The sequence below is a fragment of the Nocardia huaxiensis genome (genome assembly GCF_013744875.1).
In the GTDB taxonomy this organism is placed as follows: domain Bacteria; phylum Actinomycetota; class Actinomycetes; order Mycobacteriales; family Mycobacteriaceae; genus Nocardia; species Nocardia huaxiensis.
Genome location: NZ_CP059399.1, coordinates 4031818 through 4057415 on the forward strand (window position 1 = coordinate 4031818; position 25598 = coordinate 4057415).

23 protein-coding genes, 1 rRNA gene and 1 pseudogene are annotated in these 25598 nt (G+C 68.2%); 21 read left to right on the forward strand and 4 right to left on the reverse strand.

Going from position 1 to position 25598, the window contains the following annotated elements; all coding sequences use genetic code 11:
• Positions 1-18: 18 nt before the first annotated feature.
• From rrf to H0264_RS18075, 3 genes and pseudogenes are all read left to right on the forward strand, one after another.
• Positions 19-135: ribosomal RNA gene (gene rrf / locus H0264_RS18060) — 5S ribosomal RNA — on the forward strand.
• A 932-nt stretch (positions 136-1067) separates the two neighbouring features.
• Positions 1068-2042: pseudogene (locus H0264_RS18070) on the forward strand (tetratricopeptide repeat protein); the annotation flags it as partial.
• A gap of 235 nt (positions 2043-2277) precedes the next feature.
• Positions 2278-3183 (forward strand): HAD-IIA family hydrolase, encoded by a 906-nt coding sequence (locus tag H0264_RS18075; RefSeq protein WP_181585051.1) that lies wholly within the window; start codon positions 2278-2280, stop codon positions 3181-3183.
• A gap of 13 nt (positions 3184-3196) precedes the next feature.
• Here the strand turns inward: H0264_RS18075 and H0264_RS18080 are convergent, their stop codons facing one another.
• Positions 3197-3952: a class I SAM-dependent methyltransferase gene (locus H0264_RS18080; protein WP_181585052.1), complete on the reverse strand. Its 756-nt coding sequence runs from the start codon at positions 3950-3952 to the stop codon at positions 3197-3199.
• Between the two features lie 217 nt (positions 3953-4169).
• On the opposite strand from H0264_RS18080, the gene H0264_RS18085 reads away from it, so the two are divergent.
• From H0264_RS18085 to recN, 4 genes are read left to right on the forward strand one after another with little or no spacing between them, the layout of a single operon-like run.
• Positions 4170-4376, forward strand: coding sequence for a hypothetical protein (locus H0264_RS18085; RefSeq protein ID WP_231086401.1), 207 nt, complete (start codon positions 4170-4172; stop codon positions 4374-4376).
• A gap of 1 nt (position 4377) precedes the next feature.
• Entirely contained in the window at positions 4378-5235 is an 858-nt protein-coding gene (locus tag H0264_RS18090) for a TlyA family RNA methyltransferase (RefSeq protein WP_181585054.1), read from the forward strand.
• Between the two features lie 23 nt (positions 5236-5258).
• Entirely contained in the window at positions 5259-6263 is a 1005-nt protein-coding gene (locus H0264_RS18095; RefSeq protein WP_420832098.1) for an NAD kinase, read from the forward strand.
• Positions 6241-8013, forward strand: a complete 1773-nt coding sequence (recN, locus tag H0264_RS18100) for a DNA repair protein RecN (protein WP_181585055.1) — start codon at positions 6241-6243, stop codon at positions 8011-8013. The genes H0264_RS18095 and recN overlap by 23 nt, the downstream gene beginning before the upstream one ends.
• 97 nt (positions 8014-8110) lie before the next feature.
• Here recN and H0264_RS18105 read toward each other — a convergent pair whose 3' ends face one another.
• Positions 8111-8767, reverse strand: coding sequence for a TetR/AcrR family transcriptional regulator (locus tag H0264_RS18105; RefSeq protein ID WP_181585056.1), 657 nt, complete (start codon positions 8765-8767; stop codon positions 8111-8113).
• 43 nt (positions 8768-8810) lie between these two features.
• On the opposite strand from H0264_RS18105, the gene H0264_RS18110 reads away from it, so the two are divergent.
• Together H0264_RS18110 and H0264_RS18115 are read left to right on the forward strand one after the other, a co-directional pair.
• A complete protein-coding gene (locus H0264_RS18110) occupies positions 8811-9227 on the forward strand; it encodes an ester cyclase (protein WP_181585057.1) in 417 nt (138 codons plus the stop codon).
• A 135-nt stretch (positions 9228-9362) separates the two neighbouring features.
• The gene (locus tag H0264_RS18115; protein WP_181585058.1) at positions 9363-9614 is read left to right on the forward strand and encodes a hypothetical protein; all 252 of its coding nucleotides are present in this window, start codon (positions 9363-9365) and stop codon (positions 9612-9614) included.
• A 62-nt stretch (positions 9615-9676) separates the two neighbouring features.
• Here H0264_RS18115 and H0264_RS18120 read toward each other — a convergent pair whose 3' ends face one another.
• Positions 9677-10096, reverse strand: a complete 420-nt coding sequence (locus tag H0264_RS18120; RefSeq protein ID WP_181585059.1) for an SRPBCC family protein — start codon at positions 10094-10096, stop codon at positions 9677-9679.
• A 168-nt stretch (positions 10097-10264) separates the two neighbouring features.
• On the opposite strand from H0264_RS18120, the gene steA reads away from it, so the two are divergent.
• The 4 genes from steA to H0264_RS18140 all read left to right on the forward strand — a co-directional run bounded on the left by steA (position 10265) and on the right by H0264_RS18140 (position 14896).
• Entirely contained in the window at positions 10265-11476 is a 1212-nt protein-coding gene (gene steA / locus H0264_RS18125) for a putative cytokinetic ring protein SteA (protein ID WP_181585060.1), read from the forward strand.
• 6 nt (positions 11477-11482) lie between these two features.
• A complete protein-coding gene (locus H0264_RS18130; protein ID WP_181585061.1) occupies positions 11483-12403 on the forward strand; it encodes a copper transporter in 921 nt (306 codons plus the stop codon).
• A 76-nt stretch (positions 12404-12479) separates the two neighbouring features.
• Complete coding sequence (locus H0264_RS18135; RefSeq protein WP_181585062.1) at positions 12480-14207, forward strand: CTP synthase; 1728 nt, start codon at positions 12480-12482, stop codon at positions 14205-14207.
• 50 nt (positions 14208-14257) lie between these two features.
• Complete coding sequence (locus H0264_RS18140; protein ID WP_181585636.1) at positions 14258-14896, forward strand: NUDIX domain-containing protein; 639 nt, start codon at positions 14258-14260, stop codon at positions 14894-14896.
• A 75-nt stretch (positions 14897-14971) separates the two neighbouring features.
• On the opposite strand, the gene H0264_RS18145 is transcribed toward H0264_RS18140, so the two are convergent.
• A complete protein-coding gene (locus H0264_RS18145) occupies positions 14972-15412 on the reverse strand; it encodes a pyridoxamine 5'-phosphate oxidase family protein (protein ID WP_181585063.1) in 441 nt (146 codons plus the stop codon).
• Between the two features lie 149 nt (positions 15413-15561).
• Between H0264_RS18145 and xerD the strand changes: the two genes are divergently transcribed.
• The 8 genes from xerD (at position 15562) to H0264_RS18185 (ending at position 25505) form a co-directional block, all read left to right on the forward strand.
• Positions 15562-16482 (forward strand): site-specific tyrosine recombinase XerD, encoded by a 921-nt coding sequence (xerD, locus tag H0264_RS18150; RefSeq protein WP_181585637.1) that lies wholly within the window; start codon positions 15562-15564, stop codon positions 16480-16482.
• Positions 16483-16672: 190 nt separating this feature from the next.
• A complete protein-coding gene (locus H0264_RS18155; protein ID WP_244976267.1) occupies positions 16673-17569 on the forward strand; it encodes a ParA family protein in 897 nt (298 codons plus the stop codon).
• 140 nt (positions 17570-17709) lie between these two features.
• Entirely contained in the window at positions 17710-18600 is an 891-nt protein-coding gene (locus tag H0264_RS18160; RefSeq protein WP_181585638.1) for a segregation and condensation protein A, read from the forward strand.
• The gene (gene scpB / locus H0264_RS18165) at positions 18597-19334 is read left to right on the forward strand and encodes an SMC-Scp complex subunit ScpB (protein WP_181585065.1); all 738 of its coding nucleotides are present in this window, start codon (positions 18597-18599) and stop codon (positions 19332-19334) included. Before H0264_RS18160 ends, scpB begins: the two co-directional genes overlap by 4 nt.
• Before the next feature lie 780 nt (positions 19335-20114).
• Positions 20115-20933, forward strand: a complete 819-nt coding sequence (locus tag H0264_RS18170) for a pseudouridine synthase (protein ID WP_338040155.1) — start codon at positions 20115-20117, stop codon at positions 20931-20933.
• A gap of 65 nt (positions 20934-20998) precedes the next feature.
• Entirely contained in the window at positions 20999-21667 is a 669-nt protein-coding gene (cmk, locus tag H0264_RS18175; RefSeq protein WP_181585640.1) for a (d)CMP kinase, read from the forward strand.
• A complete protein-coding gene (gene der, locus H0264_RS18180) occupies positions 21664-23076 on the forward strand; it encodes a ribosome biogenesis GTPase Der (protein WP_181585066.1) in 1413 nt (470 codons plus the stop codon). Before cmk ends, der begins: the two co-directional genes overlap by 4 nt.
• A gap of 191 nt (positions 23077-23267) precedes the next feature.
• Positions 23268-25505, forward strand: coding sequence for a bifunctional serine/threonine-protein kinase/ABC transporter substrate-binding protein (locus H0264_RS18185; RefSeq protein ID WP_181585067.1), 2238 nt, complete (start codon positions 23268-23270; stop codon positions 25503-25505).
• The last annotated feature ends 93 nt before the right edge of the window (positions 25506-25598 follow it).

The following is a 25598-nucleotide window of genomic DNA, read 5'->3' on the forward strand; positions in this document are numbered from 1 at the left end:
GTGACAGTTTCATAGAGTTACGGCGGCTATAGCGGTGGGGAAACGCCCGGTCCCATTCCGAACCCGGAAGCTAAGGCCACCTGCGCCGATGGTACTGCACTCGACAGGGTGTGGGAGAGTAGGACACCGCCGGAACATCCTTCGCAAAAGGGGACCCAGATCTGGGTCCCCTTTTCGCGTTTTACCACCTGGTACCGCGTGGACGCTCCATGGTTCGCGCGTGATTGAATTTATGTCGGCGGGAACGTCCCGCCGGCCCTCACGCGCGCCAGCGCCGCGGCCGGGTACGGCAGCAGAGCTACTTACAGAGAGGGATCACCGTGGCGGAGCAGAACGACGGCCGCAAACCCTTCCGCCGTAACAGCGGCGGATCCGGCCAGGGCGGCTTCGACCGTCCCCGGCGTGACAGCAACGAGGGCGGCCGAGGCGGCTTCGGCGGCGACCGGGACCGGGATCGCGGCGGATACCGCGGCGGTTCCGAGGGCGGCAGCCGCGGTGGTTTCAACCGCTCGCGCGACGACCGTGACGGTAATCGCGGCGGCGGCTTCAATCGCTCCGGCGAGGGTCGTGACGACCGCGGTGGTTTCAACCGTTCCCGTGATGACCGCGAGGGCGGCCGGGGTGGCTTCAACCGCTCGGGTGACAACCGTGGCGGCTTCAATCGTTCCCGCGATGACCGCGGTGAGCGCGGTGGCTTCAATCGCTCCGGTGAGGGTCGCGACGATCGCGGCGGGTTCAACCGCTCCGGCGGTCGTGACGACCGTGGCGGCTTCAACCGTTCCCGTGACGATCGCGGTGAGCGCGGTGGCTTCAATCGCTCCGGCGAGGGCCGTGATGATCGCGGTGGGTTCAACCGTTCGCGTGACGACCGCGGTGAGCGCGGTGGATTCAACCGTGCCGGTGGTCGCGACGACCGTGGTGATCGGGGCGGTTTCAACCGCTCCGGCGGCCGTGACGAGCGGGGTGGGTTCAATCGCTCGGGTGGTCGCGATGATCGTGGTGACCGGGGCGGGTTCAACCGTTCGGGCGAGGGCCGTGGTGACAACCGGGGTGGATTCAATCGTTCCCGTGACGACCGCGAGGGTGGTCGTGGCGGTTTCAACCGCGACGGCGGCGGCCGCGACTTCGGACGCGATCGCGCCGATCGTGGCGACCGTGATGATCGGAAGAGCTTCGGCCGCAGCGGTTTCGGCGACAAGCGTGAGAACTCCCGCGGTGGCTTCGACCGCAATGACCGTCCGGACCGCGATCGTGGCGAGCGCGCGGATCGGGAGCGCAGTGAGCGTCCCGAGCGGTCGTTCGGTGACTCGGAGCGGCGGCGTGGCGGTGAGGGCGCGCGGGCCGGTGGCGGCGAGCGTCGCTCCGGTCGTCCGGATGAGCCGACGCTGCCGGACGATGTGCAGGCCGCGGATCTGGAACCGGCTGTGCGCCGGGATCTGCTGAGCCTGGACAAGAGCAATGCCGAGTCGGTCGCCCGCCATCTGGTGATGGTGGCGCAGCTGCTCGACGAGGATCCGGAGCTGGCGCTGGCGCATGCGCGGGCGGCCCGGCAGCGGGCCGGTCGGATCGCCGTGGTGCGCGAGACCGCCGGTGTCGCGGCCTACCACGCCGGTGAGTGGGCCGAGGCGCTGTCGGAGCTGCGGACCGCGCGGCGCATGTCGGGTGGTTCCGGGCTGCTGGCCGTCATGGCCGACTGCGAACGCGGTCTGGGTCGTCCCGAGCGCGCCATCGAACTGGGCCGCTCCGATGAGGCGCGGGCGCTGACCGGTGACGAAGCCACCGAGCTGCGCATCGTGGTCGCGGGCGCGCGCATGGATCTGGGCCAGTACGACCAGGCCGTGGTGACGCTGCAGACCGCCGAGCTGGATCCGCAGCGGACCGGTTCGGCCGCCGCCCGGTTGTTCTACGCCTACGCGGAGGCGCTGCTGGCCGCCGGTCGTAGCGAGGAAGCCTTGAGCTGGTTCATGAATGCCGCGTCCGCTGACCTGGATGGCGAGACCGACGCCGAGGATCGCGCCGCCGATCTGGCGGAAGGCGGTGACGGCCAAGCGTTCTCGTACGACGAGGACGATGCGGACGACGCCGGCCAGGACGAGGACGAGGACGAGGACACCGACGAAGGTGCCGCCGCCACGGATGACGGCACTCGGCCCGCAAAGTCGGCGGACACCACCGAGAACTGAGTAACATCGTGAAATCGACCGCGCAGCCCTCCTTTCCGGGAAGGCTGCGCGGTCGAGTCGTCTATGGCAGAGATGATGTGAGAGGGGCGGCGTAATGCGGCTAAGGGATCGGTTCGGCGCACTGCTACTGGATCTGGACGGCACCCTGTTCCGAGGTCATGAGGTGATTCCCGGTGCGCCCGAGGCGCTTTCGGCGTCCGCCGACGGCCAGCGGCTGCTGTATGTCACCAACAATGCCAGCCGTTCGGCGACCGGTGTCGCCGGTCATCTGCGCGAACTCGGTTTCGCCGCAACCGAGGACGAGGTGGTGACCAGCGCCCAGGCCGCCGCCCATCTCCTCGCCTCCCGCCTGTCGCCCGGTGCGACGGTTCTCGTCGTCGGCACCGACGATCTGGTGGCCGAGATCGAAGCCGTTGGCCTGCAAGCGATCCGCCGGTTCAATGGCATCGCCCCCGCCGGTGTCGTCCAGGGCCACAATCCCAATACGGCCTGGGCGGATCTGGCCGAGGCCGCCTACGCCCTGCGCGCCGGAGCTTTCTGGGTGGCCGCGAATACCGATGCCACCCTTCCGAACGAACGCGGCCTGGCTCCCGGCAACGGTTCCATGGTCGCCGCCCTGCGCACCGCTTCCGACCGTGATCCGATCGTGGCGGGAAAACCGTTCGCCCCCTTGATGGAAGACGCCTTGACCCGCGCCGCCACTCGCGACGCCCTGGTGGTCGGCGACCGTCTGAACACCGACATCGACGGCGCGCACACGGTCGGCCTGGAGTCCCTCATGGTCCTCACCGGGGTCAGCACGCTGGCGGATCTGCGCGCCCAGCCCGCGGATCGGCTGCCCACCTATGTCGCGGAATCCCTGGACGCCCTGAATCATCCGGTCGCCGACACCGCCCCGATCCCGTCCGGCGCCGATATCGCCGACGAGATCACCGCGCGCCTGCGCGCGCATCCGGGTCGCGCCGTTCCGGTTTCGCCCCCGCCCGCCGCACGGGACTGACCCGCTTGCGGCGCTACGGCTTCCGGGCTTCGAACAGGCTCCGGCTGGAATAGGCGACGAACGGGCCGTTGGCGCGAATCTCGCGGTCCAGGTCGCGCAGCCGGTCGAGGTACTGCTCGACGGTGAACCCGGGAACCATCCAGATCACCTTGCGCAAGAAGTACACGACCGCCCCGATGTCGTGGAATTCCATCCGCAGTCGCTCGGACCGGGCTTGCACGATCTCCAGCCCGGCCGTGCGCGCCTCGGCGGCTTCGGCGCCGGGATCACGTTTCGTGCGGGCCTCGGGTTGCGGTCCGAGGAAGTACTCCACCAGTTCGAAGACGCTGGCGGGCCCGACATGCTGTGCGAAGTAGATCCCGCCGGGTTCGAGCACCCGGGCGATCTCTTCCCACCACACGGTCGCGGGATGCCGGCTCGTCACCAGATCGAAGGCCCCGTCGGCGAACGGCAGTGGCGGTTCGTCCGGATCGGCGACGACCACCGCTCCGCGCGGATGCAGCAGCCGGGTCGCCTTCTGAATATTGGGCGGCCACGATTCGGTGGCGACCATGGTCGGCGGCAAGACCTCGGCCTCGGCGAGCACCTCACCCCCGCCGGTCTGAATATCGAGCGCCGCCCGGGCGCCGGCCAGGCGCTGCGCCTGCCGGCGCTGATATCCCCACGAGGGTCGCTGCTCGGTGGCGCGGCCGTCCAGCCAGGAGAAGTCCCATCCGTCCACGGAGACCGACGCCGCTTCGGCCACCAGCTCATCGAAGTTGCGGTCCATTTGCTTGATGCTGGCACACCGCCGCAACTTCTTTTCCGCCAACACGGCGCGATCTTCGGGTGACCGACGGTGGGATTGCTATCCGGGACGGTACGTGTGTTCGAATGGGAGTTCGGGTAGCGTTGTCGCCACCATGACTATGCCGACGCCTCGCCCGCCTATGCCTGGACAGTCCGTCCAGGGACAGCCCGAGCCGGGACCCCGTCCGGGGGTTCCGATGCCCGGGCAGCATCTCGCGGGCGCGAATCAGGAGTTCGCCGACCCGGAGCGGGTCAGGGCGGATGTCGACGCATTGCTGGCCGAATTGGCCGCGGGCGCGCGGGATTCGGTGACCGAGGGCACGGATATCGTGCGGCGGGCCCGGATTCTGGAGCAGGCGCACGATGTGCTGGTGCAGGCCCTGGCCACGGTGGACAAGATCTGAGGTGGCCAGACGCGCACGGGTGGACGCGGAACTGGTTCGCCGCGGATTGGCGCGATCGCGGGAACACGCGGTCGAGCTGATCAATGCGGGCCGCGTCCTGATCAATGGAAGTGTCGCCACCAAACCGGCAACGGGGGTGGAGGCGGGGACGCCGCTGCTGGTGCGGGACGAACCCGATGAGGTGCAGTGGGCCTCGCGTGGAGCGCACAAGCTGCTGGGGGCGCTGGAGGCGTTCGGATCGCAGGGTGTGACGGTCGAGGGCAAGCGCTGCCTGGATGCCGGCGCGTCCACCGGCGGGTTCACCGATGTGCTGCTCTCGCGTGGCGCGAAAGAGGTCGTGGCCGCGGATGTCGGTTACGGGCAACTGATCTGGCGACTACAGAACGATGATCGTGTGCGCGTGCACGATCGGACGAACGTGCGGGCGCTGACACCCGAACTCATCGGCGGCACAGTCGAATTGGTGGTCGCGGATCTGTCGTTCATCGGGCTGGGCCTGGTGCTGCCCGCGCTGGCGGCCTGCTGCGAGCCGGAGGCGGATCTGCTGCCGATGGTGAAGCCGCAGTTCGAGGTCGGCAAGGAACGGCTGGGATCCGGTGGGGTGGTGCGGGATCCGGCGCTGCGAGCCGAGGCGGTGCGTGAGGTCGCCGCCGCCGCAGCGCGTCAGGGGTTGCGCACCCTCGGTGTGGTCGCCAGCCCGCTGCCCGGGCCCTCCGGAAATGTCGAGTACTTCCTGTGGCTGCGCAAGGTCGCCGATCCGGCGACCGGTGAATCTGTCACCGGCTACGCCTACGATGCGAGTGAACAGGAACGGGTGACGGCGCTGATCGAACGCGCGGTGGAGGAGGGTCCGCAGTGAACTCGCCGGAGAGTGAGTGGGCTGTGCCGCAAGGCGCGTCCACGGAGCGGCGTGCGCGGGAAATTCACACCGAGCGGCGTGCGCGGGAAATCCTGCTGGTCGCCCATCCGGGGCGGTCGGAGCTCACCGAGACCGCGCATCGTGTCGCCAAGATCTTCGATGCGGCCGGTATCGGGTTGCGGGTGCTCGAGGACGAGGCCTACAGCACCCGTTTCGATCTGGACGATGCAGGCGAAGCGGACGGCTATCCGGTTCGTGTCATGGAGCACGGGCCGGCCGCGGCCATCGGCTGCGAGATGGTGCTCGCCCTGGGCGGCGACGGCACGTTCCTGCGCGCGGCGGAGCTGGCGCGTGAGGCGTCGGTGCCGGTGCTGGGAATCAATCTGGGGCGCATCGGATTTCTCACCGAGGCCGAGGCCGAGCATCTGGACGAGGCGCTATCCCAGGTGGTGCGCCGCGACTACACGCTCGAAGAGCGCATGACCATCGATGTCACCGTGCAGATCGACGATGTGGTGGTCGAGCGCGGCTGGGCGCTCAACGAGGCCAGTATCGAGAACGCCACGCGCATGGGCGTTCTCGAGGTGGTGCTGGAGGTCGACGGCCGTCCGGTGTCGTCGTTCGGGTGCGACGGTGTGCTGATCGCCACTCCCACCGGTTCCACCGCATATGCCTTCTCGGCGGGCGGTCCGGTGGTGTGGCCGGAACTCGAAGCGCTGCTGGTGATTCCGAGCAATGCCCACGCCCTGTTCGCGCGACCCCTGGTGACCAGCCCGGATTCGCTGATCGCGGTGGAAACCGTTGCGACGGGCCATGATGCGATAGTTTTCCTCGATGGCCGGCGCACCCTCGCATTGCCGCGGGGCGGCCGGGTCGAGGCGGTCCGCGGGGCCGAACCGGTGCGGTGGGTGCGGCTGGATTCCGCGCCGTTCGCCGATCGGATGGTGCGCAAATTCCAATTGCCCGTGACAGGCTGGCGGGGCCGACGGCGGACGGAGAGCACGAGTGCTGACAGAGATCAGGATTGACGGGCTGGGCGTAATTTCCACCGCCACCGCGCAATTCCATGAGGGTTTGACCGTTTTGACCGGTGAGACCGGTGCGGGCAAGACCATGGTGGTGACGAGCCTGCACCTCCTCAGCGGTGCGCGCGCCGATGCGGGCCGGGTGCGGCTCGGCGCGTCGCGAGCGGTGGTGGAGGGGCGCTTCACCGTCGACGAAGTCCACGACAGCGCACGGTCGGAAGCTCAGGAGGTGCTCGAATCCTCCGGGGCCGAACCTGATGACGACGGCAGCATCATCGCGGTGCGCACCGTCGGCAGCGACGGGCGGTCCCGCGCGCATCTGGGCGGACGCAGCGTGCCCGCCTCGGTGCTGGGCGATTTCACGACGCCGCTGCTCACCGTGCACGGTCAGAACGATCAGCTGCGGTTGCAGCGGCCGGATCAGCAGTTGCACGCGCTGGACCAATTCGCTTCGGACACCGTCGATTCGCTGCTGCGCAAGTATCAGAAGGCCCGCAAGACCTGGCTGGACGCGCGCAATCAGCTGCTCGAGCGCACCGCCAAGAGCCGCGAACTCGCGCTCGAGGCCGATCATCTCACCCAGTCGCTCAATGAGATCGACGCCGTCGCACCGGAACCCGGTGAGGATGTGCACCTGGTGGCGGAGGTGCGGCGGCTCTCGGATCTGGATTCGCTGCGGGAGGCGGCGTCCACCGCGCACGATGCGCTGGCCGGCCCGGCCGACAGCCCGGGTGAGGACGCGGGTGCGCTGGATCTGCTGGGCACCGCGCGCGCTCGCATCGAAGCCTCCGACGATCCGGCGCTGGCCGGGCTCGGACCGCGTCTGGGCGAGGCGATTTCGGTCGTGGTCGATCTGGCCACCGAGCTCAGCTCGTACCTGTCGGATCTGCCGTCCGATCCGGGTGCGCTGGAGTCCATGCTCACCCGCCAGGCCGAATTGAAGACGCTCACCAGGAAATACGCCCCGGATATCGACGGCGTCATCAAGTGGGCCGATGAGGCGCGCACCCGGCTGTCCTCCCTCGACGTGTCCGAGGAAGCCCTGGCCGCCCTGGCCGCCGAGGTGGAGACCGCCGCCGAGAAGGTTCGCGAAACCGCCCGCAAGCTGACCGCCGCGCGCACCAAGGCGGCGGGCAAGCTGGCCGCGGCCGTGAGCACCGAACTGGGCGGCCTGGCCATGGGCCGGGCGCGGCTCGAGGTGGCGGTGGGCCCCATGCTCGCGGGCGTGCAGGATTCCGCGCCGCTGGTCATCGACGGCAAGGAACTGCACGCCGGTTCGACCGGTGTCGACGAGGTGGAGTTCCGTCTGGCCGCGCATTCGGGAGCGCACCCACTTCCCTTGAGCAAGAGCGCGTCCGGCGGTGAGCTCTCCCGCATCATGCTCGCGCTCGAGGTGGTGCTGGCCAGTTCCGAGCACGGCACCACCATGGTCTTCGACGAGGTCGACGCCGGTGTCGGTGGTCGCGCCGCCGTCGAGATCGGCCGCCGCCTGGCCCGGCTGGCCCGCACCCACCAGGTCATTGTGGTGACGCACCTGCCGCAGGTGGCGGCCTTCGCCGACACCCATCTGGTGGTGGACAAGGTCGACGACGGCAAGGGCGTGAAGTCCGGTGTCCGCGCCCTCACCCAGGATGAGCGCGTGGTCGAACTGGCCCGCATGCTCGCCGGTCTGGGCGACACCGAAACCGGCCGCGCTCACGCGTGGGAGCTGCTCACCACCGCGCACGCCGAAAAGGTCACCGCCGCAAGCTGATCGGAAGAGATGAGGCGGACTCCCGGGGAATCCGCCGGCACTCGGTCGGCGGCGGGATGCGCGACCTGCCGGAAGGAGACGTGATCGGCCGTCGCGCTCAGGATTTCGCGACGTCCTCGGTTTCGGCGAGTGCGCCGCGGATGAGGGCGCGGGCCGCCCAGCGCATGGTTTCGGTGGTGGCTTCGGTGTCCAGCCCGCAGGTGTCGCGGGCGGTGACGACGGCCTCCATGCCGTAGACCATGGTGAGCGCGTTGGCGAGGCGGTCGAGCTGCTCGGGGGTGAGGCGATCGGCCAAGGGGGCGATGGCGATTCGGGCCATTTCCAGGCGGGTGGTGCCGCGTACGGGGACGCGGTCGGCCTCGGGGATCTCCAGCTGGTCGAACCAGCGGTCCAGGGCGGCGCGCAGGACCGTGCGCCAGACGGTTTCATCGGCGAGCTGCATTTCGGCGGTGGAGCGGACGACGGTGTCCATGCGCTCTTCCGCTGTGCCGGAGAGGGATTCGAGTATTCCCGGATAGTCGCGGGCCTGGGTGTGCTGGCGGCTGGCGACATCGGCCCACAGGGAGGCGGTGTTCGGGAAGTAGCGGTAGGCGGTGGCGGGGGAGACACGGGCGGTTTCGGCGACCTCGGCGATGGAGGGGGAGCGGCCGTCGCGGGCGAGTTCGACCGCTGCGTCGAGGAGAGCCTCACGAGTTCGCTGCTTCTGATTCTGCCGACCACTCGTGAGAAATTTCTCTTGACGTGAGACACTCATCTCACGAAGATAGCACTGTCTCGTGAAAAAGGAGGAAGTCATCATGACTAGGGACGAGATAGACGCATTGTTCGCACGGCACGCCGCGGCCGAGCACGAGAAGGATGTGGACGCCATCATGGACACCCTCGCCGAGGGTGTCGAGCACGAGGTGGTCGGTGACCCGCGGGGGGTGCTCACCGACCGGGAAGCCATCGTGCAGCGGTACCTCGAGCTGTTCGACGGGCTCACCGAGGACAAGCTGGAGTCGACCCGGCGGTACTACGGGGACGACTTCTTCGTCGACGAATCCCATTGGTACGGACGGGCAACCGGCATGTTCATGGGTATCCCGGGCGGTAACCGGCCCGTCGATTTCCGCATCCTGCACGTCTGCGATCTGCGTGACGGCCGCATGTCCCGCGAGCAGGTGTGGCTGGATATGGCCGCCATCATGCAGCAACTCGCACCGGCACAGTGAACCGATGGCCCCGGGGCATGCGCTCCGGGGCCTCGCTTATCGGCCGACTACTCCGAACCTATTGGGCGGCTGTACCTTCACGCCGCCGAGAACGAGCTGTATCCGACTGAAAGTAGAGCCTTGACCATGATTCGTATGCGTTCACTTGCCGCCGCCGTGGCCATTGCCGGGGGCCTCGCCGCCGGTTTCGCCGGAAACTCCGTCGCGGCTCCGGCGCTGGTGGCGGGCACCGGCAGTGCGGCCGTCGGTCAGCCGTCGACCCAGCACGGGCCGTACGAGCAGCTCAGCGCCTGCGAGAGCCGTGGCAACCAGGGCATCGAGAACGGTGAGTGGAACGATTACGACTGCGTCGGTGGCCCCGGCGCGTGGTACGTGCAGCCCAAGTAGGGGCAATGCGGAGCGGGCCGGTCGCGATTGTCGCGACCGGCCCGCTTCCGTTGCGGGAGAGGCTACTTGGTGGCCTTGCGGACGCCGCTGATGAAGGTGTTGATCAGGCTCTTGAGGCCGAGTTCGAGGACCTTGGCCGGCACGGGCAGGCTGGGCTCGGACTCCATGGTGTAGACGAGCTTGGTGCCGCCGGGGGCGTCGGCGAAGGTGACGGTGCCGACATGCCGCTTCACCGGGGCGCCGGCGACGATGCGGTAGACGAAGCGTTCATTGGGGACCAGTTCGGTGGTCTCCTCGGTGACGCCGAGACCGGCCAGGCCGAGGTGGTACTGCGCACCCACGCCGGAGGGGATGCCGGCGCCCGGCTTCTTCAGCTTGATCTGGACGGGCAGGTTGCCATTGAGGCTGTCGCGCTCGGTGAAGAGCTTGTACACGACCTCGCGCGGGGCGGAGATGACTGTTTCGACCGTGGTGCTGGGCATGACCGGAGCATATCCTTACCGCGCGGTAAGGACCTAGTGCTAGAACGGTCGTCTCGTTGACTCACAATGGACATCCGGGGTGCAATCTGGCATCACTGTGACGAATGGGGAGGATGTTGCGGCGCGCCTCAACCATTGGTTGAGACTTTGCGGTAATCATCGATCGTTATGAAGATGCTGGCCCTGCTGTCGCGCACTACCGAAACGATGCCCGGAATCAGCGGGCTGGCCCGGGTCGACCGCAATACCCGGCGTCTGCTGCAGCGCGTCGGACCCGGTGATGTGGTGGTCCTGGACGAGATGGACTTGGATCGGCTCACCGCCGACCGGCTCGTGGAGGCCGGGGTCGCGGTGGTGGTCAACGCCTCGCCCTCGATTTCCGGGCGGTATCCGAATCTCGGGCCGGAAGTGCTGGTGGCCAATGGGATTCTGCTGCTGGACGCGGTCAGCTCCGATGTTTTCACCAAGATCAAGGACGGGCAGAAGGTCCGGGTGGACGAGGGCATCGTCTACGCCGACAAGCTGTCGAAGAAGGAACCCGAGGCGCTGGTCGAGGGCATCGAGCTCACCGAGGCCGGCATCGCCGAGCGCATGATCGAGGCCCGCAACGGGCTGGCCGATCATCTGGAAGCCTTCGCGGGCAACACGATCGAGTTCATCCGCACCGAAAGTTCCTTGCTCATCGACGGAATCGGCGTGCCGGACGTGGTGCTCGATATGAAGAAGAGACATGTCGTGATCGTGGCCGACGCACCCGATCACGCCGAGGATCTGAAGCGGATCAAGCCGTTCATCAAGGAGTACGCGCCGATTCTGATCGGCGTGGGGCGGGGCGCGGATACGTTGACGCGCAATGGATATCGGCCCGATCTGATCGTCGGCGATCCGGAGGAGATCACCGCCACCACGCTCAAGTGCGGGGCCGAGGTGATCCTGCCGGCCGATACCGACGGGCACGCAAAGGGTTTGGAGCGCATCCAGGATCTCGGGATCGGCGCGACCACCTTCCCGTCCTCGGGCGCGCCCGCGGATCTGGCGCTGCTGCTGGCCGATCACCACGGGGCCGCGCTCATCGTGACCGTCGGCGCCGCAGCATCTCTCGACGATTTCTTCGATCGCGGCCGCCGCGATTCGAATCCGGCGACCTTCCTGACCCGGTTGAAGATGGGCACCAAGCTCATGGACGCGAAAGCCGTTGCGTCCCTGTACCGGCACCGCGGCAACGGGTGGGCGGTGGCCTTGGTGGTGCTGGCCGCGCTGGTGGCCTTGATTGTCGCGCTACTGGCCACACACATGGGCGGTGAACTGGTCACCTCCACGGCCGACACCTGGGATCGGTTCTCGGCCTGGGTTCAGGGATTCTTCGACCAGCACAGGTAGGGACGCATGATTTCCATTCGCCAGCACGCGATTTCGCTTGCGGCCGTATTTCTGGCGCTCGCGGTCGGCGTGGTGCTCGGGACCCGCACGCACGGTGACGGGTTGTTCCCGGGGACGGGGGAGACCGCGAAGATCGACCAGCTGACCGCCGAAAATGCCCGGCTCTCAGAGCAAGTCAAGGCGGCGGACTCGTTCCTGGCGGGTGCGGCGGGCAAACTGCTCACCGGGAGCCTCGCCAATCGCACTGTGCTGGTGTTCACCACGCCCGATGTGGATACCGCGGACGCGGATGCCGTCACCGCGGCGCTCACCACCGCGGGGGCCACGGTCACCGGGCGGGTGGGGCTGACGGGCGCCTTCACCGATTCCTCAGAGGCCGATCGGCTCCGGACGACCCTGCTGAATATCGTCCCGGCGGGCGCGGTGCTGAAACCCGATGCCGCCGATCAGGGCAGTCTGGCCGGGGATCTGCTCGGACAGGCGCTGCTGGCCGATCCGGTCAGCGGGCAGCCGCGCGGTACCGACCAGGAACGCGGGCTGGCGCTGGAGACCCTGCGCGGCGGCGGGTTCCTGACCTTCGGTGACGTCAAGCCCGCGCAACTGGCCGTCGTGGTCACCGGCGACGGGGCCAAAGCCGACGAGAACAACCGCGGGACGATCGCCGCGCGCTTCGCCGGCGGACTGCGGGCGCACAGTGCCGGTGTGGTGCTGACGGGTCGCCACGGCGCCGCCGAAGGGGCCGGGCCGATCGCCGTGGTGCGCTCGGAGGCCGCGCTGGCAACGGTCACCACCGTCGACAATGTGGATCACGAGATCGGGCGGATCACCACCGTGCTCGGTCTCACCGAGCAGTTGAACGGTGGTACCGGGCGATACGGGACGGGTGCCAAGGCGACCTCGCTCACAGTCGCGGCCATGCCGCGCTGACAATCCAGCCATTCATCCGCAACCACATGTGCGTGGCGTCCGTGGGCCTCCCGGATCCGTGTTACTGTGAAGACCCGTGGGTAATTCACGGATTCCGGCGCGCGCGGCCACGAAACACATCTTCGTCAGCGGCGGTGTCGCCTCTTCACTCGGTAAGGGTTTGACCGCCTCCAGCCTCGGTCAGCTGCTTACGTCGCGCGGTTTGCGCGTCACGATGCAGAAGCTGGATCCGTACCTGAACGTCGATCCCGGCACCATGAACCCCTTCCAGCACGGTGAGGTGTTCGTGACCGAGGACGGCGCGGAGACGGACCTCGATGTGGGTCACTACGAACGCTTCCTCGACCGCGATCTGTCGGGGGACGCGAATGTGACCACCGGCCAGGTGTATTCGAAGGTGATCGCCAAGGAGCGGCGCGGCGAGTACCTCGGTGACACCGTGCAGGTGATTCCGCACATCACCGATGAGATCAAGTACCGGATTCTCGCCATGGCGGGGCCCGATCTGCACGGGCAGACTCCGGATGTGGTGATCACCGAAATCGGTGGCACCGTGGGCGATATCGAGTCGCAGCCGTTCCTGGAGGCGGCGCGGCAGATCCGCCACGAGGTCGGGCGTGACAACTGCTTCTTCCTGCATGTCACGCTGGTGCCGTTCCTCGGCCCGTCGGGCGAGCTCAAGACCAAGCCGACCCAGCACTCGGTGGCGGCGCTGCGCAATATCGGCATCCAGCCCGACGCGCTGATCCTGCGCTGCGACCGCGAGGTGCCGCAGCCGCTCAAGAACAAGATCGCGCTCATGTGCGACGTGGATGTGGACGCCTGCATCTCCACACCGGACGCGCCGTCGATCTACGACATTCCGAAGGTGCTGCACCGCGAGGGGCTCGACGCCTATGTCGTGCGCCGTCTGGGCCTGCCGTTCCGCGATGTGGACTGGACCGTGTGGGGCGACCTGCTGGACCGCGTGCACAACCCGCGCGAGCAGGTCACCATCGCGCTGGTCGGCAAGTACGTCGACCTGCCGGACGCCTACCTATCGGTCACCGAGGCGCTGCGCGCGGGTGGTTTCGCCGCGCGGGCCAAGGTGAACATCCGCTGGGTGCAGTCCGACGAGTGCGAGACCGAAGCCGGTGCGCAGCAGCATCTTTCGGATGTGGACGGCATCCTCATCCCGGGTGGCTTCGGCATTCGCGGCATCGAGGGCAAGGTGGGCGCGATCCGCTACGCCCGCAAGCGCGGCATTCCGCTGCTGGGCCTGTGCCTGGGCCTGCAGTGCGTGGTGATCGAGGCGGCGCGTTCGGCCGGTCTCAAGGACGCCAACTCGACCGAGTTCGAGCCGGACTGCAAGTACCCGGTCATCTCCACCATGGCCGATCAGGAGCAGGCCGTCGCCGGTGAAGCCGATCTGGGCGGCACCATGCGTCTGGGCGCCTACCCGGCCGTTCTGGAGAAGGGTTCGGTCGTCGCGCAGGCGTACGGCGCCACCGAGGTGTCCGAACGTCACCGCCACCGCTTCGAGGTGAACAACACCTACCGCGACAAGATCGCCAAGAGCGGCCTGAAGTTCTCCGGCACCTCCCCGGACGGCCACCTGGTCGAGTTCGTGGAGTACCCGCAGGACAAGCACCCCTTCCTGGTCGCCACCCAGGCGCACCCGGAGCTCAAGTCCCGCCCGACCCGCCCGCACCCGCTGTTCGCGGCACTGGTCAACGCCTCGCTGAATTACAAGGCCGCCGAACGGCTTCCGGTCGAGATCCCGAATGAGGTTCCGGCGGACGAGGGTGAGAAAGTTTCGAAGTGACTTCCACTTCCGGTGACCTGGCCGCTGATTCGAACAACGCCTCCGGCGAAATCGGATCAGCGCCCGGGACACACGAGTTCGACACCGTTTCCAGTCGCACGGTCTACTCCGGGGCGATTCTCGCCCTGCGGCTGGATCAGGTGGCCATGCCCGGCGGGCGGGTCGCCGAACGCGAGGTGATCGAACACCACGCCGCGGTCGCGGTGGCGGCGCTGGATGCGGACGACAATCTGGTGCTGATCAACCAGTACCGGCATCCGATCGGGCGGCGACTGCTGGAGTTGCCCGCCGGGCTGCTCGACAAGCAGGGCGAGGACCCCCTCGAAGCCGCCAAGCGTGAGCTGGCCGAGGAGACCGGGCTGGCGGCGCGGGAGTGGTCGGTGCTGGTGGATGTGGCGCTCTCGCCGGGGTTCACCGATGAGGCGCTGCGGGTCTACCTGGCCACCGGCCTCTACGAAACCGATCGTCCCGACCCGGAATTGGAAGAAGCCGACATCGAGATCCGGCGGGTGCCGCTGTCCGAAGCGGTGCGCGCGGCGTTGGCGGGGGAAATCACCAATGCGACGGCGGTCGCCGGTGTTCTGGCTCTCAATACCGCTCGCGCTACCGGCGCGACATTGCGCCCTGCCGACGCGCCTTGGCCCGGCATGCCCACCGCCTTTCTCGACCGGAAAGCCTCCGACTCGTAAATCGGCCCACTCGGCGCGCCATGGCCTGCCTTCCCGGAACGCCAAGCACGCCAGGCGTAATCGTGTTCGAACGGGTCAACGCCGCTTCGTGACGGTGACTCCTCGACCGGGACGCCAGTGCTGGATGACCAGCAGTTCGGCGTCCTGGTCCACGGAGGTGAGTACCGCGTCGGTGAGGTCGAGGCGGAAATCGTGTATGCCGGGATCCGAGCCCAGGGGTTCCTTGGCGGCTCCGGTGATTTCGACCGCCACTCCCATGACCTTGGCGTCGCCCTCGCCGGGGTGGGCGTGGATGGCGCAGCGGCCGTCGCGCTGTAGGTCAATGGCTTTGCGGGCCGCGGGCATGGAGCCGAACATGAGGTCGGGGCCGAGGAAGGTGACCTCGGAGCCGCTGACTCTCGGTGCGCCGTCGTGGCGCAGTGTTGCCAGGATGTGGGTTTTGTGCGCTTCGAAGCGGTGGCGTATGTGTGCCGCCAGTTCCGGTGCTTCGCTCTCGAATTCGAGCCACGTCGCCATGTATTGAGGATGCCAGTGGGCACCGACACATTCGGGTGTCGTCGATCATGGGCGGGGTTGGTATTCGATCTTGATGCGGCGCGCTGGGTTTCGCTCGGGGTGATGTCGGTGGGGGCTGCCATGATGTGACGCGTGCATGGGAGCGCGAGGTGCTGAGGCGGCAGATCGACGCCTATCTCGACCATTTGGCGGTCGAGCGCGGAGCCGCGCGCAATACGCTGGAGGCGTACAAGCGGGATCTGGAGCGGTATCGGGCGTTTCTGGGGGAGCGGGGGATCGAGACGCTCGCGCGGGTGGCGGAGACGGATATCGGGGATTTCATGGTGGCCCTGCGGGCGGGGGATGCCGATCATCCTGCGCTGGCGGCCAGTTCGGCGGCGCGGGCGCTGGTCGCGGTGCGGGGGTTGCATCGGTTCGCCACGGCCGAGGGGATCGCGGACGCGGATGTGGCGCATCCGGTGAAGCCACCCACGCCGGCGCGCAGGTTGCCGAAAGCTCTACCGTACGAACAGGTTTCGCGATTGTTGGAGGCGGCGGGCGGGGAGGCCGCGGACGGGCCGCGCGGGCTGCGGGATCGGGCGCTGCTGGAGTTGCTGTATTCGACGGGGGCGCGGATTTCGGAGCTGGTGGGGCTGGATGTCGACGATATCGACACCGGCGAACGCGCAGTGGTGTTGCGCGGCAAGGGCGGTAAGCAACGCATGGTGCCCATCGGGCGGCCCGCGCTGGCGGCGTTGGACGCGTATCTGGTGCGCGGGCGGCCCGCGCTGTCCACGCGCGGCCGGGGCAACAGCGCACTGTTCCTGAATCATCGCGGCGGGCGGCTATCGCGTCAGAGTGCTTGGCAGACCCTGCAATCCGCCGCCGAACGGGCCGGAATCGCTGCTCAGGTGTCCCCGCACACGCTGCGGCATTCGTTCGCCACACATCTGCTGGACGGTGGCGCGGATGTGCGTGTGGTGCAGGAGTTACTCGGTCATGCCTCGGTGACCACCACGCAGATCTACACTCTGGTGACTGTCGGGACACTGCACGAGGTCTGGGCCACGGCCCATCCACGTGCCCGCTGACAGGTCTGAAGTGCAGGTTTACAGTGCGTGTCCGAGCGTTGGTCTTGCGCGAACAGGCGGTAGCGTCTAATGGGACCGGACCGCACGCGCGGTCGGGCGCGTCGTTCGCCGGCACCACCGGCGGGCGAGTAAGGGCAGGAACGTCGAAGGAGCAGCGGACGTGACGACAGCCGGTGGTGCGGGCCAGCGGATCGAAACCGCCGCGCAAACACTGTGGGAAGCACCCGATGTGGTGGCCGACAGCGCGGAACTCGGTCCGACCGGGCGTCCGCTGCGGGAGATTCCGGAGCCTCCGCAGGCCGATCGCACGGGTGATGCGCTCATCGTGGCCATGTGTAATCAGAAGGGTGGGGTCGGGAAAACCACCTCGACCATCAATCTCGGTGCGGCGCTGGCGGAATACGGGCGCAAGGTGCTGCTGGTGGATCTCGATCCGCAGGGGGCGCTGTCGGCGGGACTCGGTGTGGCGCACCATGATCTCGATCAGACCGTGCACAACCTGCTGACCGGCAACGGGCGGGTGTCGGTCGACGATGTGCTGATCAGTACCAAGGTCGACGGAATGGATCTGCTGCCCAGCAATATCGACCTGTCGGCGGCCGAGATCCAGCTCGTCAACGAGGTGGGCCGCGAGCAGACGCTGGGGCGGGCGCTGGCGCCACTACGCAATCGGTACGACTACATCCTCATCGACTGCCAGCCTTCGCTGGGCCTGCTCACCGTGAACGCGCTGGCCTGCGCGGACGGCGTCATCATTCCCATGGAATGCGAGTATTTCTCGCTGCGCGGGCTGGCCCTGCTCAACGACACCGTGGAGAAGGTGCGGGACCGGTTGAATCCGGCGCTGACCCTGTACGGCATCGTGGTCACCATGTTCGATGCCCGTCTGCTGCATTCGCGTCAGGTCATGACGCGCGTGGTCGAGGTGTTCGGCGACCTCGTGTACGACACCGTCATCGCGCGCACCGTCCGTTTCCCGGACGCCAGTGTCGCGGGTGAGCCGATCACCACCTGGGCGCCGAAATCCGGTGGCGCGGAAGCCTATCGGGCCATGGCGCGGGAAGTCATCCACCGGTCGGGCCGTTGAGCGATTCCCCCGAGACAGCGCCCGCGCTCGATACGGCGGGTGCGGATACCGGCGCGCCGGGAGGCAGCGCCACACCGGCCTCGAGCGGAGTCCTGGCGGATATCGCCGCGTCCGACGCGACGTCGGCGGTGGTCGGGGACATGGTCGCGGCCGCACCGGCGCCCCCTCTGCCGACCTACACTGCGGCATCGGAAGATCCGGACAAGTCGGGCAAATTCCACCTGCGGCTGGCCAACTTCGAGGGGCCGTTCGATCTGCTGCTGCAGCTGATCAGCTCGCGGCGGCTCGACGTCACCGAGATCGCGCTGCACAAGGTGACCGACGAATTCATCGCCCACACCAAGGCATTGACCGCGAGTCTGTCCGAAGAGCAGGGATTGCGGGCCGACAAGATTCTCGACCTGACCACCGAATTCCTGGTCGTCGCAGCGACTCTGCTGGATTTGAAGGCGGCGCGACTGCTGCCCTCGGGCGAGGTCACCGACGAGGAGGATCTGGAACTCCTGGAAGCGCGCGACCTGCTGTTCGCGCGGCTGCTGCAGTACCGGGCATTCAAACAGGTCGCGGAACTGCTCGGCGAACTCGAAGCGGCGGCGCTACAGCGGTATCCGCGCGCGGTCTCCCTGGAAGATCGCTACCTGGAACTTTTGCCCGAGGTTACGCTGGGTATGGACGCAGCAGGCTTCGCCCAGGTCGCCGCCGCTGCCTTCCGGCCCCGTCCGGCACCCCGGGTCGGGCTGGATCACATTCACCAGCACGCCATTTCGGTGGCCGAACAGGCCGCCCTCGTACTGGAGATGCTGAAGAGTCGCGGCGCCGGCGGCTGGACGACCTTCAAGGAACTGGTCGCCGACTGCGACGTCCCGGTCCAGATCGTCGCCCGCTTCCTGGCGCTGCTCGAGCTGTATCGCGGCAAGACGATCGAATTCGACCAGCCCGACCCCCTCGGTCCACTGTCGGTCAGTTGGATCGGGGAGCTGGAAGACCAACCGGCCGCCACGCCGGTGACCATCGAGGAGGACTACGGATGACCGACTCGCCTGAGAGCTCCCGCACGCTCAGCGAGGACGAGAACGATTCGCTCGAGCCAGAGGAGGCCGACTCCGCTGAGAGCTTGCTCACCGAGGAGGACGAGCTCGAGGAGTTGAGCGAGGAGGAGTTCCGGTCGGCGTTGGAGGCGATGCTGCTCGTGGTGGATGCGCCCGCGCCGGCGCCGATGCTGGCGTCGGCCCTGCAAGTGCATCCGATTCGGGTGGAGACGGCGCTGCGGGAGATGTCGGAGGAGCTGACCGCGCGGCGCAGTGGCATGGATCTCAGGTTCGTGGGGGATGGGTGGCGTTACTACACGCGGACGGAATACGCGCCCTACGTGGAACGTATGCTGTTGGACGGCGCACGTTCGAAGCTCACCCGCGCTGCTTTGGAAACCCTGGCGGTGATCGCCTATCGTCAACCGGTTACCCGAGCCCGAGTGAGTGCGGTGCGCGGTGTGAATGTGGATGGCGTGATCCGGACCCTGCTGGCGCGGGGGCTGATCGCGGAGGCCGGAACGGACCCGGAGACCAACGGCACTTTGTACTCCACGACCGAACTGTTCCTGGAACGGATCGGCCTTGCGTCATTGACGGACCTTCCGCCATTGGCGCCGCTGCTCCCGGGCGTCGACCTGATCGACGAGATCAATGAAAGCCTGGACACGGACCCCAGGTACACCAGGCTGAAAAAGCCTGCCGAGGCCGGCATCGACCTCGGCACCGAGGATTGAAACTAGGACAACGTGAATACACCCGCTCGCCGAGATGGCACACCGGAACGTAGACAACGTGGAGGCGAACCGCCCAGGGGCGGTTCCCGCACCGCACGCGACCGGACCGACAGGTCCGACCGAGCGCGTGGCGGCAATTCATATGGGGGCTCGAGGGACGACTCGTACGGCTCGCGCGGAGGCGCTGGAGCCTACGGATCCCGTGGCACGGGCTCGCGCGGCGGCTCCGATTCGCGTGGCGGATCTCGCGGAAACAGCGGATCGTACGGCGGGTCGCGCAGCGGCGGTGACTCCTACGGCAGCTCGCGGAGCGGTTCCGGATCGTATGGTGAATCGCGGGGCGGCTCGCGGAGCGGTTCGGGTTCGTACGGCGGCTCGCGAGGCGGGTCTGATTCGTACGGTTCGCGTGGCGGCTCCGGCTCCTACAGCGGTTCGCGCGGCAATGCCGGTCCCTCGCGTGGCGGATCGCAGTCGCGGGGCGGCAGCGGATTCGGTGGTTCGCGTGGAGGTTCGGATTCGAATGGCGCGCGTGGGGGTTCGGACTCCTACGGTTCGCGCGGTGGTTCCGATTCGCGTGGGCAGGGTCGCGGTGCGGTCGGCGCGCGCGGTGGAGATGCGCGAAACACTCAGGGGCGCACGGGCTTCGGGCCGGATCGCGCCGGGTTCGGGCGTGATCGCAATGCCGATCGCGGCCGGATCGGCGGTGGGCGCCCGTTCGCGTCGAGCGCGCCCAAGGGCAAGAAGCAGCAGCCGAAGCCGGATCGCAACGCTCCCGCGTCGGTGCTGCTGAGCAATGCCAAGCCGGCCCGTCGCCAGAACGTGGAGGTGCCCGAGGCCAAGGAGCTGCAGAAGCTGCCGTGGGGCGAGGGCGAGCGGCTGCAGAAGGTGCTGGCCAAGGCCGGTGTGGCCTCGCGCCGCGCGGCCGAGGAGATGATCGATGCCGGGCGCATCGAGGTCGACGGCGTGATCGTGCAGGAGCAGGGTTTGCGCATCGATCCGCAGACCGCGGTCATCCGCGTCGACGGCGTGCGCGTGGTGGTGCGCGACGAGCAGGTGTACCTGGCGTTGAACAAGCCCAAGGGCTGGCAGTCCACCATGTCCGACGAGATGGGCCGCCCCTGTGTGGGCGACATTGTGGCGGAACGGGTTTCGGCCGGGCAGCGGCTGTTCCACGTGGGGCGTCTGGACGCCGACACCGAGGGCCTGCTGCTGCTCACCAATGACGGCGAGCTGGCGCACCGCCTCATGCACCCGTCGTTCGAGGTGCCCAAGACCTACCTGGCCACGGTCAACGGCGAGGTCAATCACCGTGTGGTCGGCAAGCAGCTCAAGGACGGCATCGAGCTCGAGGACGGTCCCGCCAAGGTGGACAAGTTCGTGGTGCTCGAGGTCGGCAATGGCAAGTCGCTGGTGAAGGTGGTGCTGCACGAGGGCCGCAAGCACATCGTGCGCCGCCTGCTCGCCGGGGTCGGCCATCCGGTGACCGCGCTGGTTCGTACTCATATCGGTTCGATCGCACTGGGCGATCAGCGGCCGGGCACCCTGCGGGTGCTGGGCCGGGACGAAATCGGGAAGCTCTACGAGGCGGTGTCGTTGTGAACGGTGTGGGAAGTCTGATCGACGCGACCGGCGCGCTGACCGGCAGTGCGTCGCTGGTCGTCGCCATGGACGGCCCGTCGGGCACCGGCAAGTCGAGCGTGTCGCGCCAGCTGGCGACCCGGCTCGAGGCCCGCTACCTCGACACCGGCGCGATGTACCGGGTGGCGACGCTGCGCGTGCTGCGCAGCGGCGTGGACCTCGACGATGCCGCCGCCATCGCGGTGGCGGTGAAGGAACTGCCGCTGACCATCGGGACCGATCCGAGCCGGGAAGTGATCCAGCTCGACGGTGAGGATGTGTCCTCGGAGATTCGCGGCAATGCGGTCACCAAGGCCGTGTCCGCGGTGTCGGCCGTGCCGGAGGTGCGCGAGCAGCTCGTCGCCCTGCAGCGGGAGATCGCCGCGACCGCGGGCCGGATCGTGGTCGAGGGCCGCGATATCGGCACCGTCGTGCTCACCGGCGCGGATGTGAAGATCTATCTGACCGCGTCCGCGGAGGCTCGGGCGTCGCGCCGCAATGCGCAGAACATCGCCGAGGGTCGCGGCGACGATTACGAAGCGGTGCTGGCCGATGTGCAGCGTCGCGACAACCTCGATTCCACGCGCGCGGTGTCCCCGCTGCGTCCGGCCGCGGACGCGATTCTGGTGGACACCAGCGACCTGAACAAGGACGAGGTCATCGACGAGCTGTACCGGGTTGTGGCACAGCAGATTTCGGCAGGAGGCGCGCAGTGACGGACACCTTCGCCGGTGACGGCATCTGGTCGGACGAAACCGATTGGGAGATCGCCGAATTCGAGGGTGAGCAGGATGCCGAGCATGTCGCCATGCCGACGCTCGCCATCGTCGGCCGCCCGAATGTCGGCAAATCGACTCTGGTGAACCGGATTCTGGGCCGCCGTGAAGCGGTGGTCGAGGACATCCCGGGCGTGACCCGGGACCGCATTTCCTACGAGGCCACCTGGGCCGGTCGCCGATTCCTGGTGCAGGACACCGGCGGCTGGGAGCCCGACGCCAAGGGCCTGCAGCAGTCGGTGGCCCGCCAGGCCGAGGTCGCCATGCGCACCGCGGACGCGATCCTGGTGGTCGTGGACGCGACCGTGGGCGCGACCTCCACCGATGAAGCGGTGGCGAAGGTGTTGCGCCGCTCCAAGACTCCGGTGATCCTGGTCGCCAACAAGGTCGACAACCAGAAGCTCGAAGCCGACGCCGCCGAGCTGTGGTCGCTGGGTCTCGGTGAGCCGCGCATGGTGTCGGCCGCGCACGGCCGTGGCACCGGCGATCTGCTCGACGATGTGCTGTCGGTGCTGCCCGAGACGCCGCGTGAGGATTCCGGCATTCACGGCGGACCGCGTCGCGTGGCGCTGGTGGGCAAGCCGAATGTCGGCAAGTCCAGCCTGATCAACAAGCTCTCCGGTGAAGAGCGCTCGGTCGTGCACAATGTCGCCGGCACCACCGTCGACCCGGTCGACTCGCTGGTCGAATTGGGCGGCAAGCCCTGGAAATTCGTGGACACCGCCGGTCTGCGCCGCAAGGTCGGCAATGCCAGCGGCCACGAGTTCTACGCCTCGCTGCGCACCAAGTCGGCCATCGAGGCCGCCGAGGTGGCTGTCATGCTCATCGACGCCTCCGAGCCGATCACCGAGCAGGATCTGCGCGTGATCAGCATGGTCGCCGAGACCGGCCGCGCCCTCGTGATCGCCTACAACAAGTGGGATCTGGTCGACGAGGACCGGCGCGAAATGCTCGAGCGTGAGATCGACCGCGAAATGGTCCAGGTGCGCTGGGCGCAACGGGTGAACATCTCCGCGCACACCGGCCGTGCGGTCCAGAAGCTGGTTCCGGCAATGGAAACCGCGCTGGAGTCCTGGGACAAGCGCATTTCCACCGGCCGCCTGAACAACTGGCTCAAAGAGGTCATCGCGGCCACGCCGCCGCCCATGCGGGGCGGTCGCCTGCCGCGCGTGCTCTTCGCCACCCAGGCGTCCACCCGCCCGCCGACGTTCGTGCTCTTCACGACGGGCTTCCTGGAGGCCGGTTACCGCCGCTTCATCGAGCGAAAGCTGCGCGAGGAGTTCAACTTCGACGGTTCGCCGGTGCGCGTGAACGTGCGCGTGCGCGAGAAGCGGGAACGCAAGAAGTAGACGCGAGCGGTACGGCGGCCCGGGTGCGGTGTGAACCGCACCCGGGCCGCTTGTTTTCTGCGGCCTTCCGGCTCGCTCCTGCGCAGTTGCGGTGAATGTGCCCGCGATCCGATTCCACCCTCGCCGAACCGGAGCACCGGAGGTTCGGATCGGAGTACCGTGCGAAAGATCCGCCGACTGTTGGGGGCCGAATGCTGCGCGCTGGAGAGGTTTTCGCGGGGTACGTCATCGAGCGCTGGCTCGGTGACGGCGATCTGGGTGAGTCGTATCTGGCTCGGCACATGCGATTGCCACGACATGTCGTGATCCAGCTGCTGCACCCGGAATTCGGTGCGGATGCGCAGGTCCGGGCCCGCTTCGAGCAGGAGGCCGAGCAGGCGGCGCGGCTGGATCATCCGAATGTGGTGCCGGTGCCGGACTGCGGGTTCGAGGGTGACCGGTTGTGGATCGTCTCCCCGTACATCGATGGGGCGGACGCGTCGAGTGCGGTCGCCATGCTGCCGCCCGTGGGGGCCGTGCACATTGTCGCGGAGGTGGCGGCGGCGCTCGACTACGCGCATGCGGCCGGTGTGCTGCACCGCGATGTGCGACCGGCGACCATCGTGCTGGCGCGGCCGGCACCCGGATACGGGGCGCGAATCCTGCTGTCGAACTTCGGCATCGGGTTCCTGCGCGGGGAGACGACGGCGCTGCCGTGGAGCGGGATGCGGACCGGCGCGCTGGGTTGCGTGTCGCCGGAACAATTGTCGGGGCAGGGGGCCGAGCCGCGGTCGGATCAGTACTCCCTCGCATGCTGTCTGTACTGGCTGTTGAGTGGGTCGGCGCCGTTCGAGGGGGTGCATGCCGCCGAGGTGATCGACGGGCACCTGCACCGCCCGCCGCCCTCGGTGAGTGCCCGGCGGTCGATGGTGCCCGCGGCCATGGACGAGGTGCTGGCGCGCGCCCTGGCCAAGGATCCGGCCGAAAGATTCGGGTCCTGTGCGGAATTCGCCGCCGAGGCGGCGCGAGTATTGACCGAAGCCCCGGCAGCGGTCGCCAAGGCATCGTCCGGGCCGGTGGCGGCGAATGTGGAAAAGCGCCTGGCGCAGGTGAATTCGAAGTACATGCAGGCGCGGGCGGCCGCGCGCCGGGCAATGCCCGAGCCGGATCGTCAGGGCCGGGGACGGCTGGTGGCGGGGGCGATCGTGCTGGTCGTGCTGCTCGGCGCGGTGGTTGGAATCGCCTGGCTGGATGAGGATTCGGGGACGAACGCCCCGGCCGAATCGGGTACGGTCGCGGCCACGCCGACCTCCGGCGGCGCGCCGCGCGGCGCGAGCCTCGAGGCGATGCCCCCCGATTCCGGCTTCACGCCGCTGTCGCTGATCGATCCCCGGGGGCAGGCGGTGCCGGATGTGACCGCCGGACCGTATCCGGCCGACTTCGGCACGGGAGCGACCTGCGCTCCGGCGAGCATCGCCATGGCGGGTGCGCTCGCGGGCGAATACCAGCTGTCGGGACGCAGTGTGCTCGGCGGGATTCGGCTGGCGCTCGATCACTTCACCCGCGCGAATCCGGGCTGCCCCGTGTCGATCCGGGAGTTCGACACCGGCGGAATGCCCGCCACCGCCGCGCAGATCGTGCCGAACCTGGCGGCGGACCCCTCCACGCTGGCGGTGATCGGCCCGGTCTTCTCCGCCGAAACCCTGGCCGCCGGAACCACTCTCAACGATGCCGGGCTGCCGTTCCTGACACCATCGGCGGGCGGCTCGGCGCTGACCACGGCGGGCTGGCACGGCTTCCTCCGCGGCACGGCGAGCACCGATGTGCAGGCGTCCGCGCTGGGCGGCTATCTGACCACGACCGCACACTACGGCCGGGTGTGCGTGCTGTCGGACGGAACGGAATCCGGACTGTCACTGGCACAGGGCATTACATCCGCAGCGGGTGGGATTGTCGACCAGTCCTGTTCGGCCGCACTGCCGCCCGGCGCGGACCCCGCCGCCCTGATCGCTACGATCGCCGCCGCGGCCCCCGACGCCATCGTCTACGGCGGCTACGCGAGTGCCGCCGCCCCGATGCTGCTGAGCCTGCGCGCGGCGGGCATCACCGCGCCGTTCCTCGCCGGTGACGACGCCTTCGACCCGGCGTTCACCCACGCGGTCGGCGATGCGGGCAAGGGGTCGGTCCTGGCGTGCGCGTGCGCTCCCGTCACCGCCGGTTTCCGCGCCGACTATACGGCCGCGACCGGCGAATCCCCCGGCATCTACGCCGCGGAAGCCTACGATCTGACCGCGATCGTGCTGCGCGGCATCGCCTCCGGTCATACCACGCGCGCCGACCTGCTCACCTACCTGCGGGCCTACCGGGGAACCGGCATCGCCCACTCCTACGGCTGGACCGAGACGGGCGAACCAGCCGACCCTCGAATCTGGTTGTACCGGGCCGGATAGCGCCGCAGACCGGTGCGCGATACGAGCGTGTCCGAATCCCGCCGCCGTTGCCCCGGATCGACGGCCGAGTGCGAGCGGATCGGAGTACCGTGC

Coding starts and splice junctions, on each gene's coding strand:
- H0264_RS18080 (WP_181585052.1), bottom strand. CDS start 3,952: ATGGACCGCAACTTCGATGAGCTGGTGGCCGAAGCGGCGTCGGTCTCC.
- H0264_RS18130 (WP_181585061.1), top strand. CDS start 11,483: ATGATTTCCATTCGCCAGCACGCGATTTCGCTTGCGGCCGTATTTCTG.
- cmk (WP_181585640.1), top strand. CDS start 20,999: ATGGACGGCCCGTCGGGCACCGGCAAGTCGAGCGTGTCGCGCCAGCTG.
- H0264_RS18120 (WP_181585059.1), bottom strand. CDS start 10,096: ATGCCCAGCACCACGGTCGAAACAGTCATCTCCGCCCCGCGCGAGGTC.
- H0264_RS18160 (WP_181585638.1), top strand. CDS start 17,710: ATGGTCGCGGCCGCACCGGCGCCCCCTCTGCCGACCTACACTGCGGCA.
- steA (WP_181585060.1), top strand. CDS start 10,265: ATGAAGATGCTGGCCCTGCTGTCGCGCACTACCGAAACGATGCCCGGA.
- H0264_RS18075 (WP_181585051.1), top strand. CDS start 2,278: ATGCGGCTAAGGGATCGGTTCGGCGCACTGCTACTGGATCTGGACGGC.
- H0264_RS18145 (WP_181585063.1), bottom strand. CDS start 15,412: ATGGCGACGTGGCTCGAATTCGAGAGCGAAGCACCGGAACTGGCGGCA.
- H0264_RS18110 (WP_181585057.1), top strand. CDS start 8,811: ATGACTAGGGACGAGATAGACGCATTGTTCGCACGGCACGCCGCGGCC.
- H0264_RS18115 (WP_181585058.1), top strand. CDS start 9,363: ATGCGTTCACTTGCCGCCGCCGTGGCCATTGCCGGGGGCCTCGCCGCC.
- H0264_RS18085 (WP_231086401.1), top strand. CDS start 4,170: ATGCCCGGGCAGCATCTCGCGGGCGCGAATCAGGAGTTCGCCGACCCG.
- scpB (WP_181585065.1), top strand. CDS start 18,597: ATGACCGACTCGCCTGAGAGCTCCCGCACGCTCAGCGAGGACGAGAAC.
- H0264_RS18105 (WP_181585056.1), bottom strand. CDS start 8,767: ATGAGTGTCTCACGTCAAGAGAAATTTCTCACGAGTGGTCGGCAGAAT.
- H0264_RS18185 (WP_181585067.1), top strand. CDS start 23,268: ATGCTGCGCGCTGGAGAGGTTTTCGCGGGGTACGTCATCGAGCGCTGG.